The 16376-nt window shown below is 50.2% G+C and carries 16 protein-coding genes; 3 read left to right on the top strand and 13 right to left on the bottom strand.

What is annotated here, in order from left to right; all coding sequences use genetic code 11:
* Positions 1-6 precede the first annotated feature (6 nt).
* The 4 genes from WH37_RS29990 to WH37_RS29980 all read right to left on the bottom strand — a co-directional run bounded on the left by WH37_RS29990 (position 7) and on the right by WH37_RS29980 (position 2586).
* A complete protein-coding gene (locus tag WH37_RS29990; RefSeq protein WP_046234332.1) occupies positions 7-591 on the bottom strand; it encodes a TetR/AcrR family transcriptional regulator in 585 nt (194 codons plus the stop codon).
* A 118-nt stretch (positions 592-709) separates the two neighbouring features.
* Positions 710-1303: a nucleotidyltransferase family protein gene (locus tag WH37_RS29985; protein ID WP_046234331.1), complete on the bottom strand. Its 594-nt coding sequence runs from the start codon at positions 1301-1303 to the stop codon at positions 710-712.
* Positions 1304-1456: 153 nt separating this feature from the next.
* The gene (locus tag WH37_RS37185) at positions 1457-1591 is read right to left on the bottom strand and encodes a hypothetical protein (RefSeq protein WP_269431356.1); all 135 of its coding nucleotides are present in this window, start codon (positions 1589-1591) and stop codon (positions 1457-1459) included.
* 38 nt (positions 1592-1629) lie between these two features.
* Positions 1630-2586, bottom strand: coding sequence for a carbon-nitrogen hydrolase family protein (locus tag WH37_RS29980; RefSeq protein WP_046234330.1), 957 nt, complete (start codon positions 2584-2586; stop codon positions 1630-1632).
* Between the two features lie 219 nt (positions 2587-2805).
* Between WH37_RS29980 and WH37_RS29975 the strand changes: the two genes are divergently transcribed.
* Entirely contained in the window at positions 2806-4299 is a 1494-nt protein-coding gene (locus tag WH37_RS29975) for an aminotransferase-like domain-containing protein (RefSeq protein ID WP_231594431.1), read from the top strand.
* Between the two features lie 61 nt (positions 4300-4360).
* Here the strand turns inward: WH37_RS29975 and WH37_RS29970 are convergent, their stop codons facing one another.
* From WH37_RS29970 to WH37_RS29935, 8 genes are all read right to left on the bottom strand, one after another.
* On the bottom strand, positions 4361-5443 hold the full coding sequence (locus WH37_RS29970; RefSeq protein ID WP_046234329.1) for a GGDEF domain-containing protein: 1083 nt from the start codon (positions 5441-5443) through the stop codon (positions 4361-4363).
* Positions 5444-5505: 62 nt separating this feature from the next.
* Positions 5506-6519 (bottom strand): HD-GYP domain-containing protein, encoded by a 1014-nt coding sequence (locus WH37_RS29965; RefSeq protein WP_046234328.1) that lies wholly within the window; start codon positions 6517-6519, stop codon positions 5506-5508.
* Positions 6520-6641: 122 nt separating this feature from the next.
* The gene (locus WH37_RS29960) at positions 6642-7799 is read right to left on the bottom strand and encodes a GNAT family N-acetyltransferase (protein ID WP_052737328.1); all 1158 of its coding nucleotides are present in this window, start codon (positions 7797-7799) and stop codon (positions 6642-6644) included.
* A gap of 31 nt (positions 7800-7830) precedes the next feature.
* Positions 7831-9144: a F390 synthetase-related protein gene (locus WH37_RS29955; protein ID WP_046234327.1), complete on the bottom strand. Its 1314-nt coding sequence runs from the start codon at positions 9142-9144 to the stop codon at positions 7831-7833.
* The gene (locus tag WH37_RS29950) at positions 9141-9986 is read right to left on the bottom strand and encodes an MBL fold metallo-hydrolase (RefSeq protein ID WP_046234326.1); all 846 of its coding nucleotides are present in this window, start codon (positions 9984-9986) and stop codon (positions 9141-9143) included. Before WH37_RS29950 ends, WH37_RS29955 begins: the two co-directional genes overlap by 4 nt.
* Complete coding sequence (locus tag WH37_RS29945; RefSeq protein ID WP_046234325.1) at positions 9983-10981, bottom strand: NAD-dependent epimerase/dehydratase family protein; 999 nt, start codon at positions 10979-10981, stop codon at positions 9983-9985. The genes WH37_RS29950 and WH37_RS29945 overlap by 4 nt, the downstream gene beginning before the upstream one ends.
* Before the next feature lie 17 nt (positions 10982-10998).
* Complete coding sequence (locus WH37_RS29940) at positions 10999-12210, bottom strand: ATP-grasp domain-containing protein (protein WP_052737326.1); 1212 nt, start codon at positions 12208-12210, stop codon at positions 10999-11001.
* Entirely contained in the window at positions 12200-13219 is a 1020-nt protein-coding gene (locus WH37_RS29935) for a beta-ketoacyl-ACP synthase III (RefSeq protein WP_046234324.1), read from the bottom strand. The genes WH37_RS29940 and WH37_RS29935 overlap by 11 nt, the downstream gene beginning before the upstream one ends.
* A gap of 187 nt (positions 13220-13406) precedes the next feature.
* Between WH37_RS29935 and WH37_RS29930 the strand changes: the two genes are divergently transcribed.
* Positions 13407-13826 carry a hypothetical protein gene (locus WH37_RS29930; protein ID WP_046234323.1) on the top strand — a complete coding sequence of 140 codons (420 nt, stop codon included), beginning with the start codon at positions 13407-13409 and terminating at the stop codon, positions 13824-13826.
* A 77-nt stretch (positions 13827-13903) separates the two neighbouring features.
* The gene (locus WH37_RS29925; protein WP_046234322.1) at positions 13904-14680 is read left to right on the top strand and encodes a YheC/YheD family protein; all 777 of its coding nucleotides are present in this window, start codon (positions 13904-13906) and stop codon (positions 14678-14680) included.
* 34 nt (positions 14681-14714) lie between these two features.
* On the opposite strand, the gene WH37_RS29920 is transcribed toward WH37_RS29925, so the two are convergent.
* A complete protein-coding gene (locus tag WH37_RS29920) occupies positions 14715-15986 on the bottom strand; it encodes an MFS transporter (protein WP_046234321.1) in 1272 nt (423 codons plus the stop codon).
* Between the last annotated feature and the right edge of the window lie 390 nt (positions 15987-16376).

The following is a 16376-nucleotide window of genomic DNA, read 5'->3' as shown; positions in this document are numbered from 1 at the left end:
GTTGTTCTAGCTTGCTGAGCCACCGTGAACAATTGACGGCACGAGACGCGAAATGTTGACGAGCGGCTTCTCATCCCCATGAGTGATGGCCAAAATGAGCGCACCTTCCATTAAGGAAAGAATAACGTTGCTCGTTTCATCGGCGCTGCTGTCATTCGCTCCATTGTTAACGAGCTGCTGGGCAATATACTGCTGCCATTCAATAAAAACAATCTGGCAAGCTGATCTCAGTCTTTCGCTAATCAGGCATGTCTCAGCGGCCATCCAAAAGCTGAATGGCATAAATCCTTTAAACTGCGATTGCTTCCCATCTTGAATCATGTCGGAAATATGGGCCTGAATGGCCGCTACAGGATTAGAAGCCTGCTCAAACTTCATTCGCCATTTTTCCAGAACATACTCCTTAATCGTCGAAATACATTCAACTGCCAGTTCCTCCTTGCCTTCAGGGAAATAGTAGTACAACGACCCCTTCGGACAGGAACTTTCCTTAATAATTTGATTTAACCCCGTTGCATGATACCCTTGCATACAAAACAGCTTCATTGCTGTATCTATGATCTGCTGGCGGGCATTCGGCTTTGACGCCACCTTTTCACCACCTTAATTATAGAGAACGGTCTATTTAATTAAACGTGAAAATAGGTAGGCTGTCAATGCGCAAACTCGTAATTTCAGCACTAATTTTTGTTAAGATATGATGTTGTCATCACTCCTGCTGCTCTGCTTTATGAACCTTTTGCCATGTCGCATGCCAATTTTTCTTAATGATTCTTTGTTCATATACGTAGTGGTTATCCGTCCCCTGTTCATAACACGCTGTAGGCCTAAGCACAGCTTGAAGGACGTCTGCTACTCCCCATGGAGCGGCTAGCTGAAGCTGGTCGCTTGAATCCAGTGCCACGCCAAGCGAAGTCGCCGTTTCAGGAAATTTGGAAATCGCATCTACCGAGCAGGAATACGGCGGCAAGCCGCTGACGACATGCATTCTCGCCTGGTTTTTCACAGACCAAGGGATTTCCGGCCTCAGGCCCCGCAGTTGCTGTTCCAGCTGCTTCTCGATGTGCTCACTCGGATAAGCGGCATCAAAATAAATAACATCCACATCCGCAAGCGGCGTCCGCTGCTTAAAATCGTGCAGCACATCCCATAATTTAGAACGCACAAACCCGGCACACACCCACCAGTCAGGCAAATCGAGGCCCCTCACCGTATGCAATATGTCCATCATCCAGTCATCCCCTTGGATGATCTCCTTAATGTATGACTCCTGATTCACCAATTCGCCCCCAATATCGAACATATATTCTCATATTAACTGAAAACCCGCTCATTGGGAAGAGCTTTTACATAAATGCAAAAGAACGCCTTGCCAGGCTAATTACAACCTGACAAGGCGCTCGGGAAATTTGAAATCCAGAAACCTCTAATCTGCCCTAACTTTCGCAGCAGTCATTTAATTTTTCAGCTTATCTTCGTCATGCTCATCCCATTTTCTAGAATAAGCCTTGTTCGTAATCCAAAAAGTGATCCATGCTAAAACACCAACGATGACAATCGCTGCAATCCATACACCAATCGGTACATCCATTCTTCTGCCCCCTTCTGCTGCACAGCCGCTCTTTCCCTTTACAAGCTGCTCTTAAAAAATACATTCGACTGCGTGGATTCATTAACATGCAGTTGAAACACATCCGGCCGGCTATAATGCCCGACCACATCAAAGTCAAATCGGCTTTCGGCGATTTGCAACATATCAAGCTCCGCCACGAGCAGCGCCTCCCGTCCATAAACAGGCTCTACTCTATATTCCCCTAGCGGCCCAACAATAGCACTGCCGCCCCTGCTCAGCACCTCATCCATCTGCTCCAGCTCCGCAAAACTTGCCAAATCCTTCGGATATAAGGACTTCGTTGCAAACTGATTGCTCGACAGCACGTAGCAGCGGCCTTCGCAGGCAATATGCCGAATCGTCGATTGCCAAGTATCGCGGGCATCCGCAGTAGGCGTTATCAAAATGTCTATTCCTTTCGCATACATGGCGGTCCGGGCCAGCGGCATATAGTTTTCCCAGCAAATCAAGCCGCCTATTCGTCCAAAAGGAGTTTGGATAACCGTTAGCGTGCTGCCGTCTCCTTGCCCCCAGAGCAGACGCTCTGCAGCTGTAGGAATAAGCTTCCTATGTTTTCCAAGAAGCCTGCCATCCGGGCCCATATAGACGATTGAATTGTACAAGGTAGCTCCGCTGAATTCCTGATCACGCTCTAGCGCACCAACGATTAGATATAAGCCATGTTCTGCGGCAATCGATCCTAACAGCTCGGTATCCTCGCCTGGAATCGTCATTGCACCTTCCGAATAACGGCGAAAGTCTTCCCGTCCCTCCGCTGTCCGGCTTCCAATGCGATTCCCAAACGTCATGCCACGCGGATAGCCGGATACAAATACTTCGGGAAACACCAGCAGCTCGACTCCCTGCCTGCGTGCCTCGCCAGCATAGGCGGCGATTTGCTTGAACGCCGACTGCTTATCCAATAAACTAGGCGCAGCCTGTACTACGCCAACTTTCACCTTTTGCTGTTCCATGCGTTCATCCCCCTGCCCTGAGATAACTGCCTCTTCATGGCCATCCATCTCTCTTATTTTTAATCATAAATGGATTGGCTGATCATGTAACCATCCATTTATCGACTAAAATGACCATCCAATTCGCAAACGTCCATTCAAATAGCTTGTCTGCCTAATGGCTGGGAGCATTCTGATCCAATTGGTCGGTGAAGGGCTGACTAAGTTGTACTATAATGAATGGACAAATCCAAATCAGACAAATCGACAATGAACGGGGTGTACGGCATGACGTGGAAGCTGGATCGACATTTAAAAACGCCTGTTTACTTGCAAATTGCCGAGCTGCTGGAACGCAGCATTGCTTCGGGCGAATACCCTCCAGGCAGCCCGCTTCCCTCCGAGCGAAGACTGGCAGAGCAATTGGGAGTGAATCGCAGCACCATTGTACAGGCTTATGCCGAGCTGCGCTCATCCGGCTTAGTGGAAAGCAAAGTGGGGAGCGGCACAACCGTGAGCCGCAACAAATGGGGGGTATCCCCTTCGCATACGCCGAACTGGCGGCAATATGCAGAAGGAGGCAGCTTCCTGCCAAATTTACCATTCATGAGACGCATTCGTTCATCGATGCTCCACCACGGCCAAATGATTGACATGGCGAGCGGCGAGCTGGCGGAGCCGCTGTTTCCTAGCGGACTCCTCCAGTCCATTATGCAGGAGCAGCCTTTCACGGAGCCGCTCGGCTATGATCATCCACAGGGCAATCCGCAGCTGCGGGTGGAGCTGAGCGCTTTTTTACGTAAACAGGGCATTGCTGCTCCAGAAGCTTCTATTCTCGTTACTTCCGGCTCGCAGCAGTCGCTCTATTTAATTACGCAATGCTTGCTTGCCCCAGGCGATGCCGTTGCGATCGAAGATCCCTCCTATTGCTATTCGCTGCCGATGTTTCAATCTGCAGGACTGCGTATTTGCCGCCTGCCGGTTCATCATGACGGCATTGATCCGGATGATATTGCGCGATTGTACCGTGAGCATCGCATTCGCATGCTTTTTCTCAATCCTAATTATCAAAATCCGACAGGCACTTCTCTGAGCATGGAAAAAAGGCAGCGTGTATTAGCCATAGCTGCCGAGCTGCGTATTCCAATTGTAGAGGACGACCCGTTCAGCCTGACTTCATTTCGCAATCAGGCTTTGCCTTCACTGAAAGCGCTGGACCAGGAGGATATCGTGCTCTACATTGGCTCGTTATCCAAAATTGCCGCATCGGGCCTGCGAATCGGCTGGCTGGTCGCACCGCAAACGGTCGTGAGCCGCCTCGCCGACGCTAGGCAGCAGATGGACTTTGGCCTTAGCATTTTACCTCAGTGGCTGGCTGGCCGCCTGCTTGCTTCAGAAGGTTTTCCGCTGCATTTGCTAACGTTGCGAAAGGCGCTAGAGGCCAAGCAGCAGCGAATGATTGGTGCGCTGGAGCATTATTTTTCGGAGAACCTTGCTTTTACAGCGCACCCAGGAGGGTTTAATCTATGGTGTAAATCTAAGGAGAACATTAGCGATCATCGCCTGCTGGAAGAAAGTATTCAGAGGGGGGTCGTGTTTGTTCCTGGCAGCGTGTATGGCTCGGAGGAAGGCTTCATCCGTTTAAGCTATGCCAGGCCGGAGCCAGAGCAAATGGAATCGGGAATCGAACGATTGGCTGCCGCATTGCGCGCCAGTTTGGCCCTTAAGAGCTGAAAACGTATTACTGGCGCCATGAAGCAAGAACAATACAAGACGAAAAGCAAGCCCTGCGGCTTTAAGAGCGCCACAAAATGGTCTTGTTTCTACCGGAAAGCTTAGCCTGATACAAGGCCTGATCGGCATAATCAATCAGAAACTCCTGTTCAACCTCCGGGTAGCAGGCAACGCCAATCGAGACCGTCACACCTACCGTTTGCGTATTATTAACGGTAATTCGGCAGTTCTCAATCGTGCTGCGTAAATTTTCCGCCAAAGCATAAGCACCGGATGGTGAACAATTAGGCAGCAAAATTGAAAATTCTTCGCCGCCATAGCGCGAGGCTACATCTTCTGCCCGAATAGTGCTCCTAACGATAGCAGCAAGCTCGCGCAAAACGGCATCCCCTGCTGGATGGCCATAGGTGTCATTAATCTTTTTGAAATAATCAATATCCAGAAACAGGAGAGCCAGCGGCTCCTTCCCGCTCTCCGCCTGAATAAACAAACGGTTAAACGCTGCGTCGAATGCTCTTACATTGGCCAGCTGAGTCAGAAAATCCGTTGTTGCTTCCTGCTCCTTCTGCTGGAACAGCTCGTCGCGCTGCGTCAAATAACGCACACAATAAGCGACGACAAGACCACTGGCAAGCAGCTGCGGGAACAGATTTGTATAAAGCGAGCCGGACCATTCTATACCGTATGTATAACAAGCATTTCCATAAAGCAACGCCATTAATACCAGCAAAGAAACGCTCCATTTTGCCCAATATCCACCCAGGCGCTTGTATGCAAAAATAATGCCTGAAAACACCCCAAGCAAGAGAATGAAAGCCCCAGCGGTGATGGAGGTCTCATTCAAGCCGCCAAACAGCAGTACCCGTCCCCCTGCAATAAGAGCAGATGCCAGCATAGACGCAGACATGCCCCCGTAATACGCAGCGATTATAATAAAGAAATACCTAAAATCAATGATGCCGTGATCGAATACCGGCACTCCAAAAAACATAATCAAGATGCCGCAAACGCCGTAAACCACACCAAATATAAGTCTCTTTCTAACTTCGGAGCGCAATGAATCCATATGAAGCAAAGCATTTATAAGCTGCTTGCTGAAAAAAAACAATGTGAATGTAACGGATAAAATCTTTATTATTGTCATAAGATGTCCCTTACCTGCCTTGCTGCGACGGCGTTTTCCACAGGAATAGCATGCGGCTTGCCTTAAGGCGCAACTTTGAGAATATGCAAACTCGTATCTCTGCTTAAATCAATAAAGTTGTCATTCATTTTCACTAACGGTCTAAGTGCATTTTGTGGATTGATCAATACGATGGAGGCGATTTGATTGTTGGTGAGCAGCACCTGATGCCCCAGCATCGACTGCATCATTTTGTCCATAAACAGCTTGCTGATTTGCGGATCAAACTCACCAAAAATATTGTTGTTCATTTGGATAAGGGTCTCATAGAAAGGCAGCGACTTGCGATAAGGTCGATCTGAGGTCATCGCATGGAAAACGTCAGCTACCGCTACGATTTTGCTAAGTGGAGCAATTTGCTCAGAGCGCAAGCCGAGCGGGTAACCGCTACCATCTTGCCGTTCATGATGCTGAAGCGCTACCAAAGCTTGGACATGATTGATGCCAACGGTCTCTTTGAGCATCTCATAGCCAAAAATCGTATGCTTTTTCATCAGGTCAAACTCTTTCGTATCAAGCAGTGCCGGCTTGTTCAAAATTTCATTTGAAATTTTCGTTTTGCCAATATCGTGGAGAGTGGCCGCAAGCGTAAGCTGCATGAGCTCGCGTTCATCCATACTCATCCATTTACCAATTAATGTAGCTAATACGCCTACCCCTATATTATGGCGGTAAGAATAATCATCCTTGGATTGCAAAGCGCCCAGCAATTCGTAAAAATCTGGAAGCTCCGTCAGCTCATTAATGGATGGAATGATTTTCTCCCGAATATGCAGTACCGGGACTTGCTTGGCATAACGAATTTGCTCGAAAAGCTCCGCCATGTACAGCGTACAGCTGTCCATTTTTTCCTGTGCCTGCGCTTTCCCCTTATCCCGCTTAATATCCCTTTCTTCCAGTTCAATCGCATGGCGATAAATCAAGTCGAGCTGTACCTGATCCAATACGGTATGGGCAGGAGCAACAAGCACCCCGTTATGATTAAACAAATCCTGCGCCAGCTGCTTTCCCAAAAACAATTGATTGCCGTTATCCATCTAACACCTGCGCTCTCAAATGAAGAATATGTATTTATACGCACTCTTCCATTATACTTTACAGGTTTGAAACTTTTTTGAATTTTATTGTATGATCTCCTCAATCAGCGAAAAATTTCTTCTTACAGCTTATATTTTCTCATAAGCGGAACACCAGCTGTCAATAAAAGCTTGCTAAGTCCGCGCCAAACCGCTCTTCTCCCTGCCGATAGATGCATGATGTAAACCGCACTGTATTCCATTTCCGCTTCTGCCCCGCGAACGCGCTTGAATTCAGCCGCGCCAGAGCTGAGATGCAGCAGCTGTCCACGATCCGCTGCAGCTTGCATCGCCAAGTGCATCAGCATCCGGTAAAGGCCGTTATGTTGGGCAAGCGCCGTATTGTAGCCAACCAAAGGTACCGATATGACCTCGCCATGAATAAAGCAGCCCATCACGCCTTGCAAAACCCCTTGCTCATCGCAGAGCCCGGTCATTTCCAGCAGTCCCTTCTGATGGCAGTGGCGAATATATTCAGCAGTAAACTTAGGATTGAGCGCCGAATATTTGCCTACATACAACAGGTCATACAGCTCGGCAATGCGCTCATAATCCGGTTCGCCGAGCTCAGCATGCGGCACGATACGATACGTAGACTGGGCAAGCAGCTTGCGGTCCCACTTCGTATTTTTTTTCTTCAAGTATAGCGGAACGGCTCCATTGAAAAAATAAACCTGCCTACTCGGTACAAGCACATAGCCCTGACGCAGCAATTGCTCCATCAGAGCCCCATTTGTGCGCCTGTTAAGCGAACGATAAATAATCGCATGCTCCGGATAGCTTTCAGTTAAAGTCTGTGTAACCCCCTCCAGCTCATCCGCGCTAATCTCGGTATACAAATTCGTTGAAAGCAGCCAGTTGTTCACATGAACGTTTCGGTCAATTTTAGCTAGGCGCAGCAACGGGGCAATCGCTTTAAGCAAGGAGCCGCACAGGAAGCGCAGCAGCGGATTTTCCAGTAAATAAAGCTCTTCTTCCGCATACTTGATATATGTTCCATAAGGGGAGCACACGTAGGAGTTGTCATATTCCTGCTCATTAACCGTCATTGGCAGCCATGTCTGGCCCGCTTGCAGCAGCCGCAGCTCCGTGCTCACGTTGCGGATAAATAAATTTACCCCGTTTTGCATCAAAGGAAGCAAATATTCAGCCGCTTTATTTCGTTTTTCCTTTTTTGTTACGTGTTGCTCTGTTATTTCTGTAAGGTTCAGCTCTTTAACGATCGGCTTTGATAGGTGCAAAGCTGCCCCTCCTTTCCTTCCTTCATCCGTTCTAAAGGCTCCACTTCCGCTCCACCCGCCGCAGCTTGCGCAGCCCCTCATTCGCTTCATAGGGGATAAAGGCAATCAGCGGCGCCATGCAGCCGCGTGAAGTAAACAGCTTGGACAGTGCAGCGGTAAGCTCCGGCTGCAGCTCATCTGGCGCCCCATCTGTACGCAGGGCTACTTCCAGCTGCCGATCCGATTGCTGCACAACCTTGTATTCCTTAATGCGCTCTGAGGACATCATGACCGCCCGCCTTATAAAATCGGGGAAAATCGGCACAAGCCGCTGCGTATCCGCATCGCGTCCATAAAATAAATCATCCGTCCTGCCTTCAATAGAGGCAATTGCCGTAAAGCTGGAGCCGCAAGCACAAGGCTGCTTGGCCTCCGTCAGCAAATCATTAAGCCGATATCGCACGATAGGCTGGGTTACCCGGGAAAAGTCCGTAATGATCGGCGAAAATATACGCTGCTCCTCGTCCACATATTCCTTCTCGATGACGAGTATATCCTCGTTCAGATGCAATGTGCCCTGTGAACAGGTTGCAGCGAGGAAGCCTTCTGTGCATTGATAAATTTGATCGACGCGTACGCCGAAAGCCTGCTCAATAAGCCGCTTGTCTAGCGGCTCAAGCACTTCTGCAACCGAGATCACTTTTCCTGGCGCAATGGACAGCTCTCCGGCAAGCTGCGCTTCAGCGAGCAGTCGCAGCATCGACGGCGGTGCAACCAGCAGCGTCGGCTGCTGCTCGCTTAACAAACGCACATTGTCCTCCACAGGATGGATCATATCGTAAAAACGGAATTGCAGCCGCTTGGAGCGCACGCTTTGATATAAATGGCTATCCGCCCGCAGAAAAAAGGCGATCCGCTGCCGTACAAGCAGCGAAGCGGGCAGCGCCTTTGCCAGCACCGTTCCCGCCCACGCTGCGCGTTCCTTGGCACTAACTAGAAACAAGCCGCGGCTGCCTGATGTGCCTGACGACAGCCCGACCGCAATATCGCCGATTTGCGCCGAGAAGTCCCGTTCCCGCTCGGCACGCATCGCAATTCGGAATGCTTCCTCCTTCGTAATAGCCGCCGTATTCAGCCGGTCAAAATTGGCCATCATCACCGCTTTATCGATCGTTGGAAAGCTGCGCCAATTTTGTGCATCCAGCCCTTGATAATAGCTTCGGTAAAAGGGCGATTGCTTGCGTACCCGCTTCACAAGTGCCATAACTTTGCGGTGCTGCCAAGCCTCCAGCGCCTTTCGGCTGCGAAAGCGCCGGGCGCGCAGCCGCGTCAGCACATAATAGAGCAGAAGCCTTAATACTCTCATGCTCCCGCCCCCTGCCACGCTATGCAGCGTTTCCACGTTTCCTCGCAATGCGTGAAAATTTGCTGAAGCTCCGGATTTCGGCGTTTCAGCTCGACGAGACGGTCGAACGTCTCCTTAAACTCCGCCCGGTTGTCGAACACAATGGAGGCTAGTGCATGAGGCGGGCGATTATCCCGCACCGCGGCCTCCGACCAGCTGGCGTCGGCGCCGAGCAGCAGTTCCTGCCCCGTATCGCCCTGCAGCAGCAGTCCGAATTGGTCGGCCGCATGGCCAGACAAACGGATAGCCGTTACGCTTCCATCATTAAACAAATCGTACCCGCTGTGGAAAGGGGCGTATTTCGCTGGCAGCTCCACCTGGTTCGACTGTTCGATCCAGCGTGTCCGCTTCGCGAAATCAGGCGGCAGCAGCTCCGGCAAAAAAGCTTTTTTCACCGCTGCAAATCCGTTCAGCGGCTGAACAGCCTCATACGCCTGCTGTGAGCAAATAAACGTCGCCTCGGGAAAATCTCGCAAGCCGCAAACATGATCGGCATGGAAATGCGAGACGATAATATGCTTGACCTCGCGAGGCGAATAGCCTGCCGCCTGTACATGCTCCGCCGCCGAGCGCTCCCCGGCAAGCGTAACGGGCGTCGTCCAGCGGTAAAGCGCATAAGGCAGCCGCTTCGTTGCTTCGAGAAAGCGCGGCGAATAGCCGGTATCAAATAATACCGGCCCCAGCACAGGATGTTCCATTATAGCAAAAATGCCCGGAAAGGCTTGCTGCCGCCAGCGCCCCCCGCTAATCGCCAGCGCTTCCAGCTGCTTGCAGTAGCCCGTATTGTGAAAGGTAATCTTCATCGCGTCTCCTCCTGCTCTTTCCACCAGGCAGCGAACCGCCTGAGTCCTTCCTCGACGCTGACGAGTGGCCGATAGCCCAGTTCCCGCTGCGCCTTCTCAATGCTAAGCGTTTGGCTGAACGCAAGAATGCCGACCGTATAACGGGTCAGCAGCGGTTCTTTGGCGAGCCCCGGCAGCTTCGCCCCCAGCTCCAGCAAGGAGGCCGCAGTATACGCCGCAGGGTAAGCAATCTTTTTGGTCCGCATCGGTTTATTCAGCAATTCAAACAGCCTAGTCATAGCTTCCCACAGCTGAATAGGCTCGCCATTCGTAATATTATATTTCTGTCCGAGCACAATCGGATCGGCGTACAGACAGCGCATGAGCGCTTCCGTCACATTGTCCACATAGGTAATATCGACAAGCGGCTGGCCGCTTCCGAACATCGGAATAAACCGTTTGTCATTTGCCCGCAGCAGCCTTGGAAAAATCGCCGTATCGCCAGGCCCAAACAACGCCCGCGGCCGGATCGTCACAACGCGCAGCCCCTGCTCGCGAAAAGCGCGATCAACCTCTTGCTCGGCAAGCAGCTTCGTTGCTGCATAATGATTGACCGCTGATTTCGGCAGCGGCTCGTGCTCCGCAATATTAAAGCGATGGCGATAGTCAAAATAGATCGAAGGCGTCGATACATGCACCAGCCGCTGGACGCCATGCTCAAGGCAGCCTTGTATGACATTGCGCGTTCCAATGACATTAGATGCATAGAAGTCGCGGTATTTGCCCCAAGGCGAAGACAAGGCGCCGCAATGAAACACTGCGTCATGCCTTGCAATCGCTTCTCTCATTCGACTGGAAGCCAAATCCAGCTGCAAAAATGCCGCTCCTGCCTCACCGAGCCGCTCGCCTTCCGCTCGATTACGCCCGACAGCGGTCACTGAATGGCCTTCCTTCAGCAGCCGATTTACCGCATTTTTGCCTAAAAATCCGGTTGCGCCTGTCACCAGTATGTTCATCCTCGCCCCCTCCTTTTTCATCCATTCCATTCAATATCAGAAGTTGTAAAAGCAATAAGCGGCTGCTCCGCTTTGCGGGCCCGCCGCCATAAATCAAGCCAGACATAACCTTGCATAAGAAACGGACCGGGGTCCTTCCAGCTAAAAATAACATCCCGGCCGCTTGCCATGCTCGCCAGCCAGTGCCAGGAGCCGCGCCATAGCCCGCGCTGACGCCGCTGCTGCGAGAGCCCATAGGCCAGCATCGCTGCCGCAATCATTTTGCCCCGCGTTTGCTGCGGCACAATGGTGCTGCTGGGCTGGCCTGTCCCCCACAAGGCGCGGTCCAGCCGGTCGCGCTTGCCGAACAGATGCAATCCGCTCGTCGCTCGCGGATTGCACTCAAGCGGCCATACCGCGCCGCTCTCCTCTATCATAAAATCAAAAGCAATTTGGCCTGTAAACCGCGTATGCGCGGCAAACGTCTCCACCCATTGCCGCAGCTGCGGCTGATGGCATAGCTTAAAAAAGGTGCTGGCTCCCCGTCCAGCAGTAAAATCGACTGCATAATCCGAATAGGCGAGCAGTTTGCCTTCCTTTGCAATCGAATACGTGCAATATTCGCGTCCCGCTACGAAAGCCTGCGCCACCCAAGGGCAAGCTGCAGACAGCTGCAGCTCCGCAGCAGGAGGCGGCGACTCGCTTGCACGCCATATATGCACCTGGGTTGCAAAGCGCGAATAGACCGGCTTTAGCACCCATATTTGCTTTGAAGCGGGGTCATGCAGCTGCTTAAGCTCAGCGTAGGAGCGAAGCTGCTTCGTCTCCGGGGCAGCAAGCCCCGCCTCCCGTACCGTCTCGATGAACGCCCATTTGCTGTGCAGCGCAGCCAGCTTTTCCGCTTCATCGGTGAAAACGACGCAGTTTCCGAGCTTGCCGCGCAGCTTGGCAATATAATAAATTTCCTCGCAAGTTGGGATAAGCAGGTCAATGCTGTACTGATTCACGATGGCCGCAAGCGCTTTGCCAAATGCCGTTTCGTCCACTCGCGGCGCTGGAAGCACCTCATAACGCTTAATGCAGTTTGAAAAGCGAATGAGCGGACTCGCCATACTGTCCGCTGCATAAACCTCATAGCCCTGCTCCGCCAGCTGGCGGGCTAAATCCAGCGCAGCTGGCGCCCTGCCTCCCGTAATGAGGATGCGCCGACCTGTGCGTGCTCCCTGCTCCTGATTTGCTTTAATATTCAATAATCATCCCGCCTAACGAAATGCCCGCCGAAATGCCAATGAGCGCAAAGCGGTCACCACGCTGCAAGCGGCCCTGTTGGACGGCCAGATGAATGCCCATCGGCAGGGAAGCCGCAATCATATTGCCGTGATTTTCGATAATATTCATGAACTGCTCGGGCGCAATGCCAAGCTTCTTCTGAAGCAGCCGCATCGCGAGGGCGCTGCCCTGATGCGGCACAACAAGCTTTAGCTCTGACATGTCAATGTCCGCCTCCTGAAACAGCCGCTGGATAAAGTTGGGAAGCAGTTTTGACGTTTTGCGAAACAGCGCCTCGCCCTGCATCGCAAACAAATATTGCTCCGCGTTTGCCGCCCCGTACTGCGTGGAGGGCAAACCTGAACCGCCGCCGCGAATTTCCGACAGCTCGCGTCCCGAGCCATACGTTTCCATACGGGAGGCGATAATGGCCGAGCCTTCGTCCTCACCACTTCTGCCAACGATTACCGCTGCAGCCCCATCACCGAACAGCGTCGCGCTTTCGGGATGCTTGTCATTAAGGCCGCTTGAAGCAATTTCCGGTGATACGAGCAGCACCTTATCGTATCTGCCCGCTTCTATCATATAAGACACCAAATCTAGTGCAGCTAGAAACGACAAGCAGGTCGTATTAATGTCAAAGCAAGGAATACCCGATTCGCCCGCCCACATCTCATCTTGAATGAGAGCCGCCGTGCACGGAATAAGCTGCTCGGGAATCGCATTGGCACAAATAATGCAGTCCATGTCGTCCATCTCAAGCCCAGCATCCTCCAAAGCGGCAAAGGCCGCCTTTGCGCCCATTACGGACGCGGATTCGCCAGCAGCGTAATGCCTGATTTTAACACCTGATTTTTTATATACCCAGCCTTGCGGCTTATTCAGTTTTTCGTCCAGCTGCTCAGCTGTCACGATTTGGGATGGCAAATAGGCGCCTGTACCCCGTATTCGTACATTCCGTTGTTGCTTATGCTTATTTCTTGCATGCATAACCCTCACCGCCATCTATTAGCTTGTTGTCTATCCTAATGTGTATTTCTACTTTATCTTACTAGATGGTGCATAGCTGGACATAGTACCAAATTTTATTAGTACCATTTTCAGTGGCAGTTCATTGACAGATTTTCCTTGCAATTCCATACTATTTCACTTGTTACCGGGAGGGAGCTTTACCGCTATGCACGCATGGTTTCGAGCCTATAAACCGATAAAAACCAAGCTTTCTATTTTGATCGCTTTCATTGTTGCGCTCTCCTACACGATTACAACGATCGCTTTGCAATATGCCTTTTCCGTATACAAGGATCAGCTGTTCGCGATCAAAAATATTGCCGAGGAAATACTTTCACACGCCCTGCTCAGCACAACGATTGGCAACCATGTTCTCGTGCTTATAGAGGACGATTTGGAGCAGCGGCAATTGCAGCATCGCATTCGCGAAATCCGTGAAACATTCCAGCAATATTACAAAATGGACGCTACGATTGCTTTAAGCGAAGCCGCCCTATATAAGGATGGGCCTTGTACTCTCATCCATTCAGGCAAAAGCCCTCCGCCTCTTTATTCAAGCGATGGAGGGCTTTTGCTGATTCCTTGATTTTTTCGTAAACGTTCTGGTTATCCGTACAATTTCGTTGCTTCCTGCTATCATACACTGGCTACGAGGTGACAACGATGTATACGAAAACGTATCGCAGCGCGACCATTCGCGGCAAGCTGAAGGTATGCCGTTTTTTGCAAAATAATGCTTCAACTAAACCGCTCATACCAAGCACAACCAGCTTCACTTTATCCAATCTGAAGATGATGGCTGCTGCCCATCACGCGCTCTACATTAAGCCAAATATTGGCTCGCTTGGCGTTGGTGTGCACAAGCTTGAGCCCATAAACGGAAGCTACGAGCTGATCTATACAAAAAATAAAAAGCAGCTTTCCAAAATTTTTTCCAGCCTAACTGACGTTTATGACAATTTGAAGCCTGCCAGGCCTTCCCGCTTTATTATTCAGCAAGCGATTAGCCTCGATCAGGTTGAAAATCGTCCCTACGATATTCGTGCCATGGTCCAGCGAAAGCCGGGCGGCATTTGGACCTTTACCGGTTTTCTTATTAAAGTGGGCGCCAAAGGCAAAATCGTCACCAATTATCATCAGGGCGGCGAAATTTGGACGATGCAGAAGCTGCTGCAGCGCAAAGGATATGAAGACACGCAGCGTACCGAGCTCATTAGCCATTTGACCCAGCGCTCATTGACAGTAGCCCGTGCCCTCAGCAAGCATAAAGCGGACATGTTTGAAATGAGCGTCGATTTTGCCTGGGACCGTAACAAGCATCTGTGGATACTGGAAGTCAACTCCAACCATCCCCAATTCCGCCCGTTAAAATGGATCGATCGCCGCGCCTACAACCGGATCCTGCGATTTGCCCGAAGTTATGGCCGTAATGACGATTAGATTAGCCATCGACTGCCTGTTTTTAAAATGCGATTTAGCCCCCTACGCGTTCGGAAACCTTTGCTTGATCGGGTTGCTTCTCGCTAATTAATAAAGACAGCAAATACTGTGCGAGTGCAGCCCCGAACAGCACAACCGGCAGCCAGACAGACGTCACATCGCCCGCGAATAAGATCAAGCAGCCAATCGACACAACTCTGCCGACATTCAGAAACAACTCACGCATAACGACGCATTCTACGCGTAGTTGTCCTTTAAGGGGGAGCGTTCCAATTAGACGGTAATAATAAGAGGTCAATGTATTGACAGCAAGCGGATTACAGATGGAGAACAGAATCATAAACAAAAACACGGACCAAAAATCAACCGCAATTAGCAGCAGCGAAGCTCCTATGGCGACCCCTGTTGTGGAAAATAGTACATATTTCTGTACTTGCTCCTTTTGTGCTTTTCTAGAAATGACATAACCCGTTATAACGGTAAGTGCCGAAAATGCAACGCCTAAATAGCCAACCCGATCCTCACGCCCCACCGTCTGAAACAATAAAATATTCGGTAAAAACAACATAATCCCTTGAAAAAGCCCAAGTATAAAAAAGCTGACGAGCGCCTTGAACCACCGCCTGTTTTTATTCATCGCAAGACCCATAAACTTCAAATAATAAGCATGGTGATGCGATTTCACAATTGGAATCCGGAAGCTCACAATGGCCGCTATAACAAACATAACGAAGGCGAGCATAAAAATAATAACGTACCCCTGCAGTCCATCGTTCCGGGAAATAATAAATCCGGCCAGCGCCGGGCCCAGCAATCCAGCCGTGTTGAACACAATCATATTCAGCGCTAGAAAACGAATACGATTCGCTTCCGTAGAAACATCATATTGGATGACTAAATATCCGGTCCAATATAGTCCCGCAGCAATACCATTACATATGGCAAACAAAATATAATAATTGACGACCTGCTCACCAGTAATAACGACCATTAAATAAAAGACAGCTATTAAAACGATACCAATCCTGTAAGTCACCATGCGGTCTTTACGTTTTGCAATCCAGCCCCCTACCGCAAACGTGACCGGTGTCATTAGATATACAATGATGTTGTAAAGCGCATTTACTGTTAAATCCTGCGTTAACCGCCACAAGTACAAATTAAGAAACAAACCGGACATGGATGCACCAAATTGAAAACAACCATGGATAACAATCGAGATCATGGCCTCCCTGCCTAGCCTTCTCTCTGGCGGAATAGCCGCCCCCCTGCTGAAAAAATAGTCCATTCTCGGCCATGTTCGCATATGTATACTGACCCTGCCTCTCTCTATTTACATGAACTTCATCTTTCCCGTTCATTTTAGCACAAGGGCAAGGCAGTCAGACGTTGCCTGAAAGCGTTAACTGTTTGGAAAACAGCCTTAAACGCTGTTGTACGCCCGTTTCATGAGGATTGGAGCTATTTATTGGACGTTAACGAGTGTTTTCATAGAATATCGGCTATGTATAAAGTTAGGCACAATTTAAACTCATTTGCGTTTAAAAATAAACAAGCCTGCCACATGAATAGTGACAGGCTTGGTATATAAAGCTAACGTTCCCATGTGTATTACACATTGAAAACCGGATGCGAAAGACAAGGTTTGAAACGTTAGCGTGTTTGTTTAGGATAAGCCCTCGACCGATTAGTATTC

Origin of the sequence: Paenibacillus algorifonticola (assembly GCF_000971975.1) — a bacterium.
GTDB classification, from domain to species: Bacteria; Bacillota; Bacilli; order Paenibacillales; family Paenibacillaceae; genus Pristimantibacillus; species Pristimantibacillus algorifonticola.
This window is presented reverse-complemented; position numbering and strand designations above follow the sequence as displayed.

Bases quoted from the DNA above. Each gene is read 5' to 3' on its own strand.
- WH37_RS29965 (WP_046234328.1), bottom strand. From the start codon at position 6,519: ATGGATAACGGCAATCAATTGTTTTTGGGAAAGCAGCTGGCGCAGGAT.
- WH37_RS29970 (WP_046234329.1), bottom strand. From the start codon at position 5,443: ATGACAATAATAAAGATTTTATCCGTTACATTCACATTGTTTTTTTTC.
- WH37_RS29935 (WP_046234324.1), bottom strand. From the start codon at position 13,219: ATGCATGCAAGAAATAAGCATAAGCAACAACGGAATGTACGAATACGG.
- WH37_RS29980 (WP_046234330.1), bottom strand. From the start codon at position 2,586: ATGGAACAGCAAAAGGTGAAAGTTGGCGTAGTACAGGCTGCGCCTAGT.
- WH37_RS29920 (WP_046234321.1), bottom strand. From the start codon at position 15,986: ATGCGAACATGGCCGAGAATGGACTATTTTTTCAGCAGGGGGGCGGCT.
- WH37_RS29925 (WP_046234322.1), top strand. From the start codon at position 13,904: ATGTATACGAAAACGTATCGCAGCGCGACCATTCGCGGCAAGCTGAAG.
- WH37_RS37185 (WP_269431356.1), bottom strand. From the start codon at position 1,591: ATGGATGTACCGATTGGTGTATGGATTGCAGCGATTGTCATCGTTGGT.
- WH37_RS29955 (WP_046234327.1), bottom strand. From the start codon at position 9,144: ATGAGAGTATTAAGGCTTCTGCTCTATTATGTGCTGACGCGGCTGCGC.
- WH37_RS29985 (WP_046234331.1), bottom strand. From the start codon at position 1,303: ATGTTCGATATTGGGGGCGAATTGGTGAATCAGGAGTCATACATTAAG.
- WH37_RS29930 (WP_046234323.1), top strand. From the start codon at position 13,407: ATGCACGCATGGTTTCGAGCCTATAAACCGATAAAAACCAAGCTTTCT.
- WH37_RS29975 (WP_231594431.1), top strand. From the start codon at position 2,806: ATGGACAAATCCAAATCAGACAAATCGACAATGAACGGGGTGTACGGC.
- WH37_RS29945 (WP_046234325.1), bottom strand. From the start codon at position 10,981: ATGAACATACTGGTGACAGGCGCAACCGGATTTTTAGGCAAAAATGCG.
- WH37_RS29950 (WP_046234326.1), bottom strand. From the start codon at position 9,986: ATGAAGATTACCTTTCACAATACGGGCTACTGCAAGCAGCTGGAAGCG.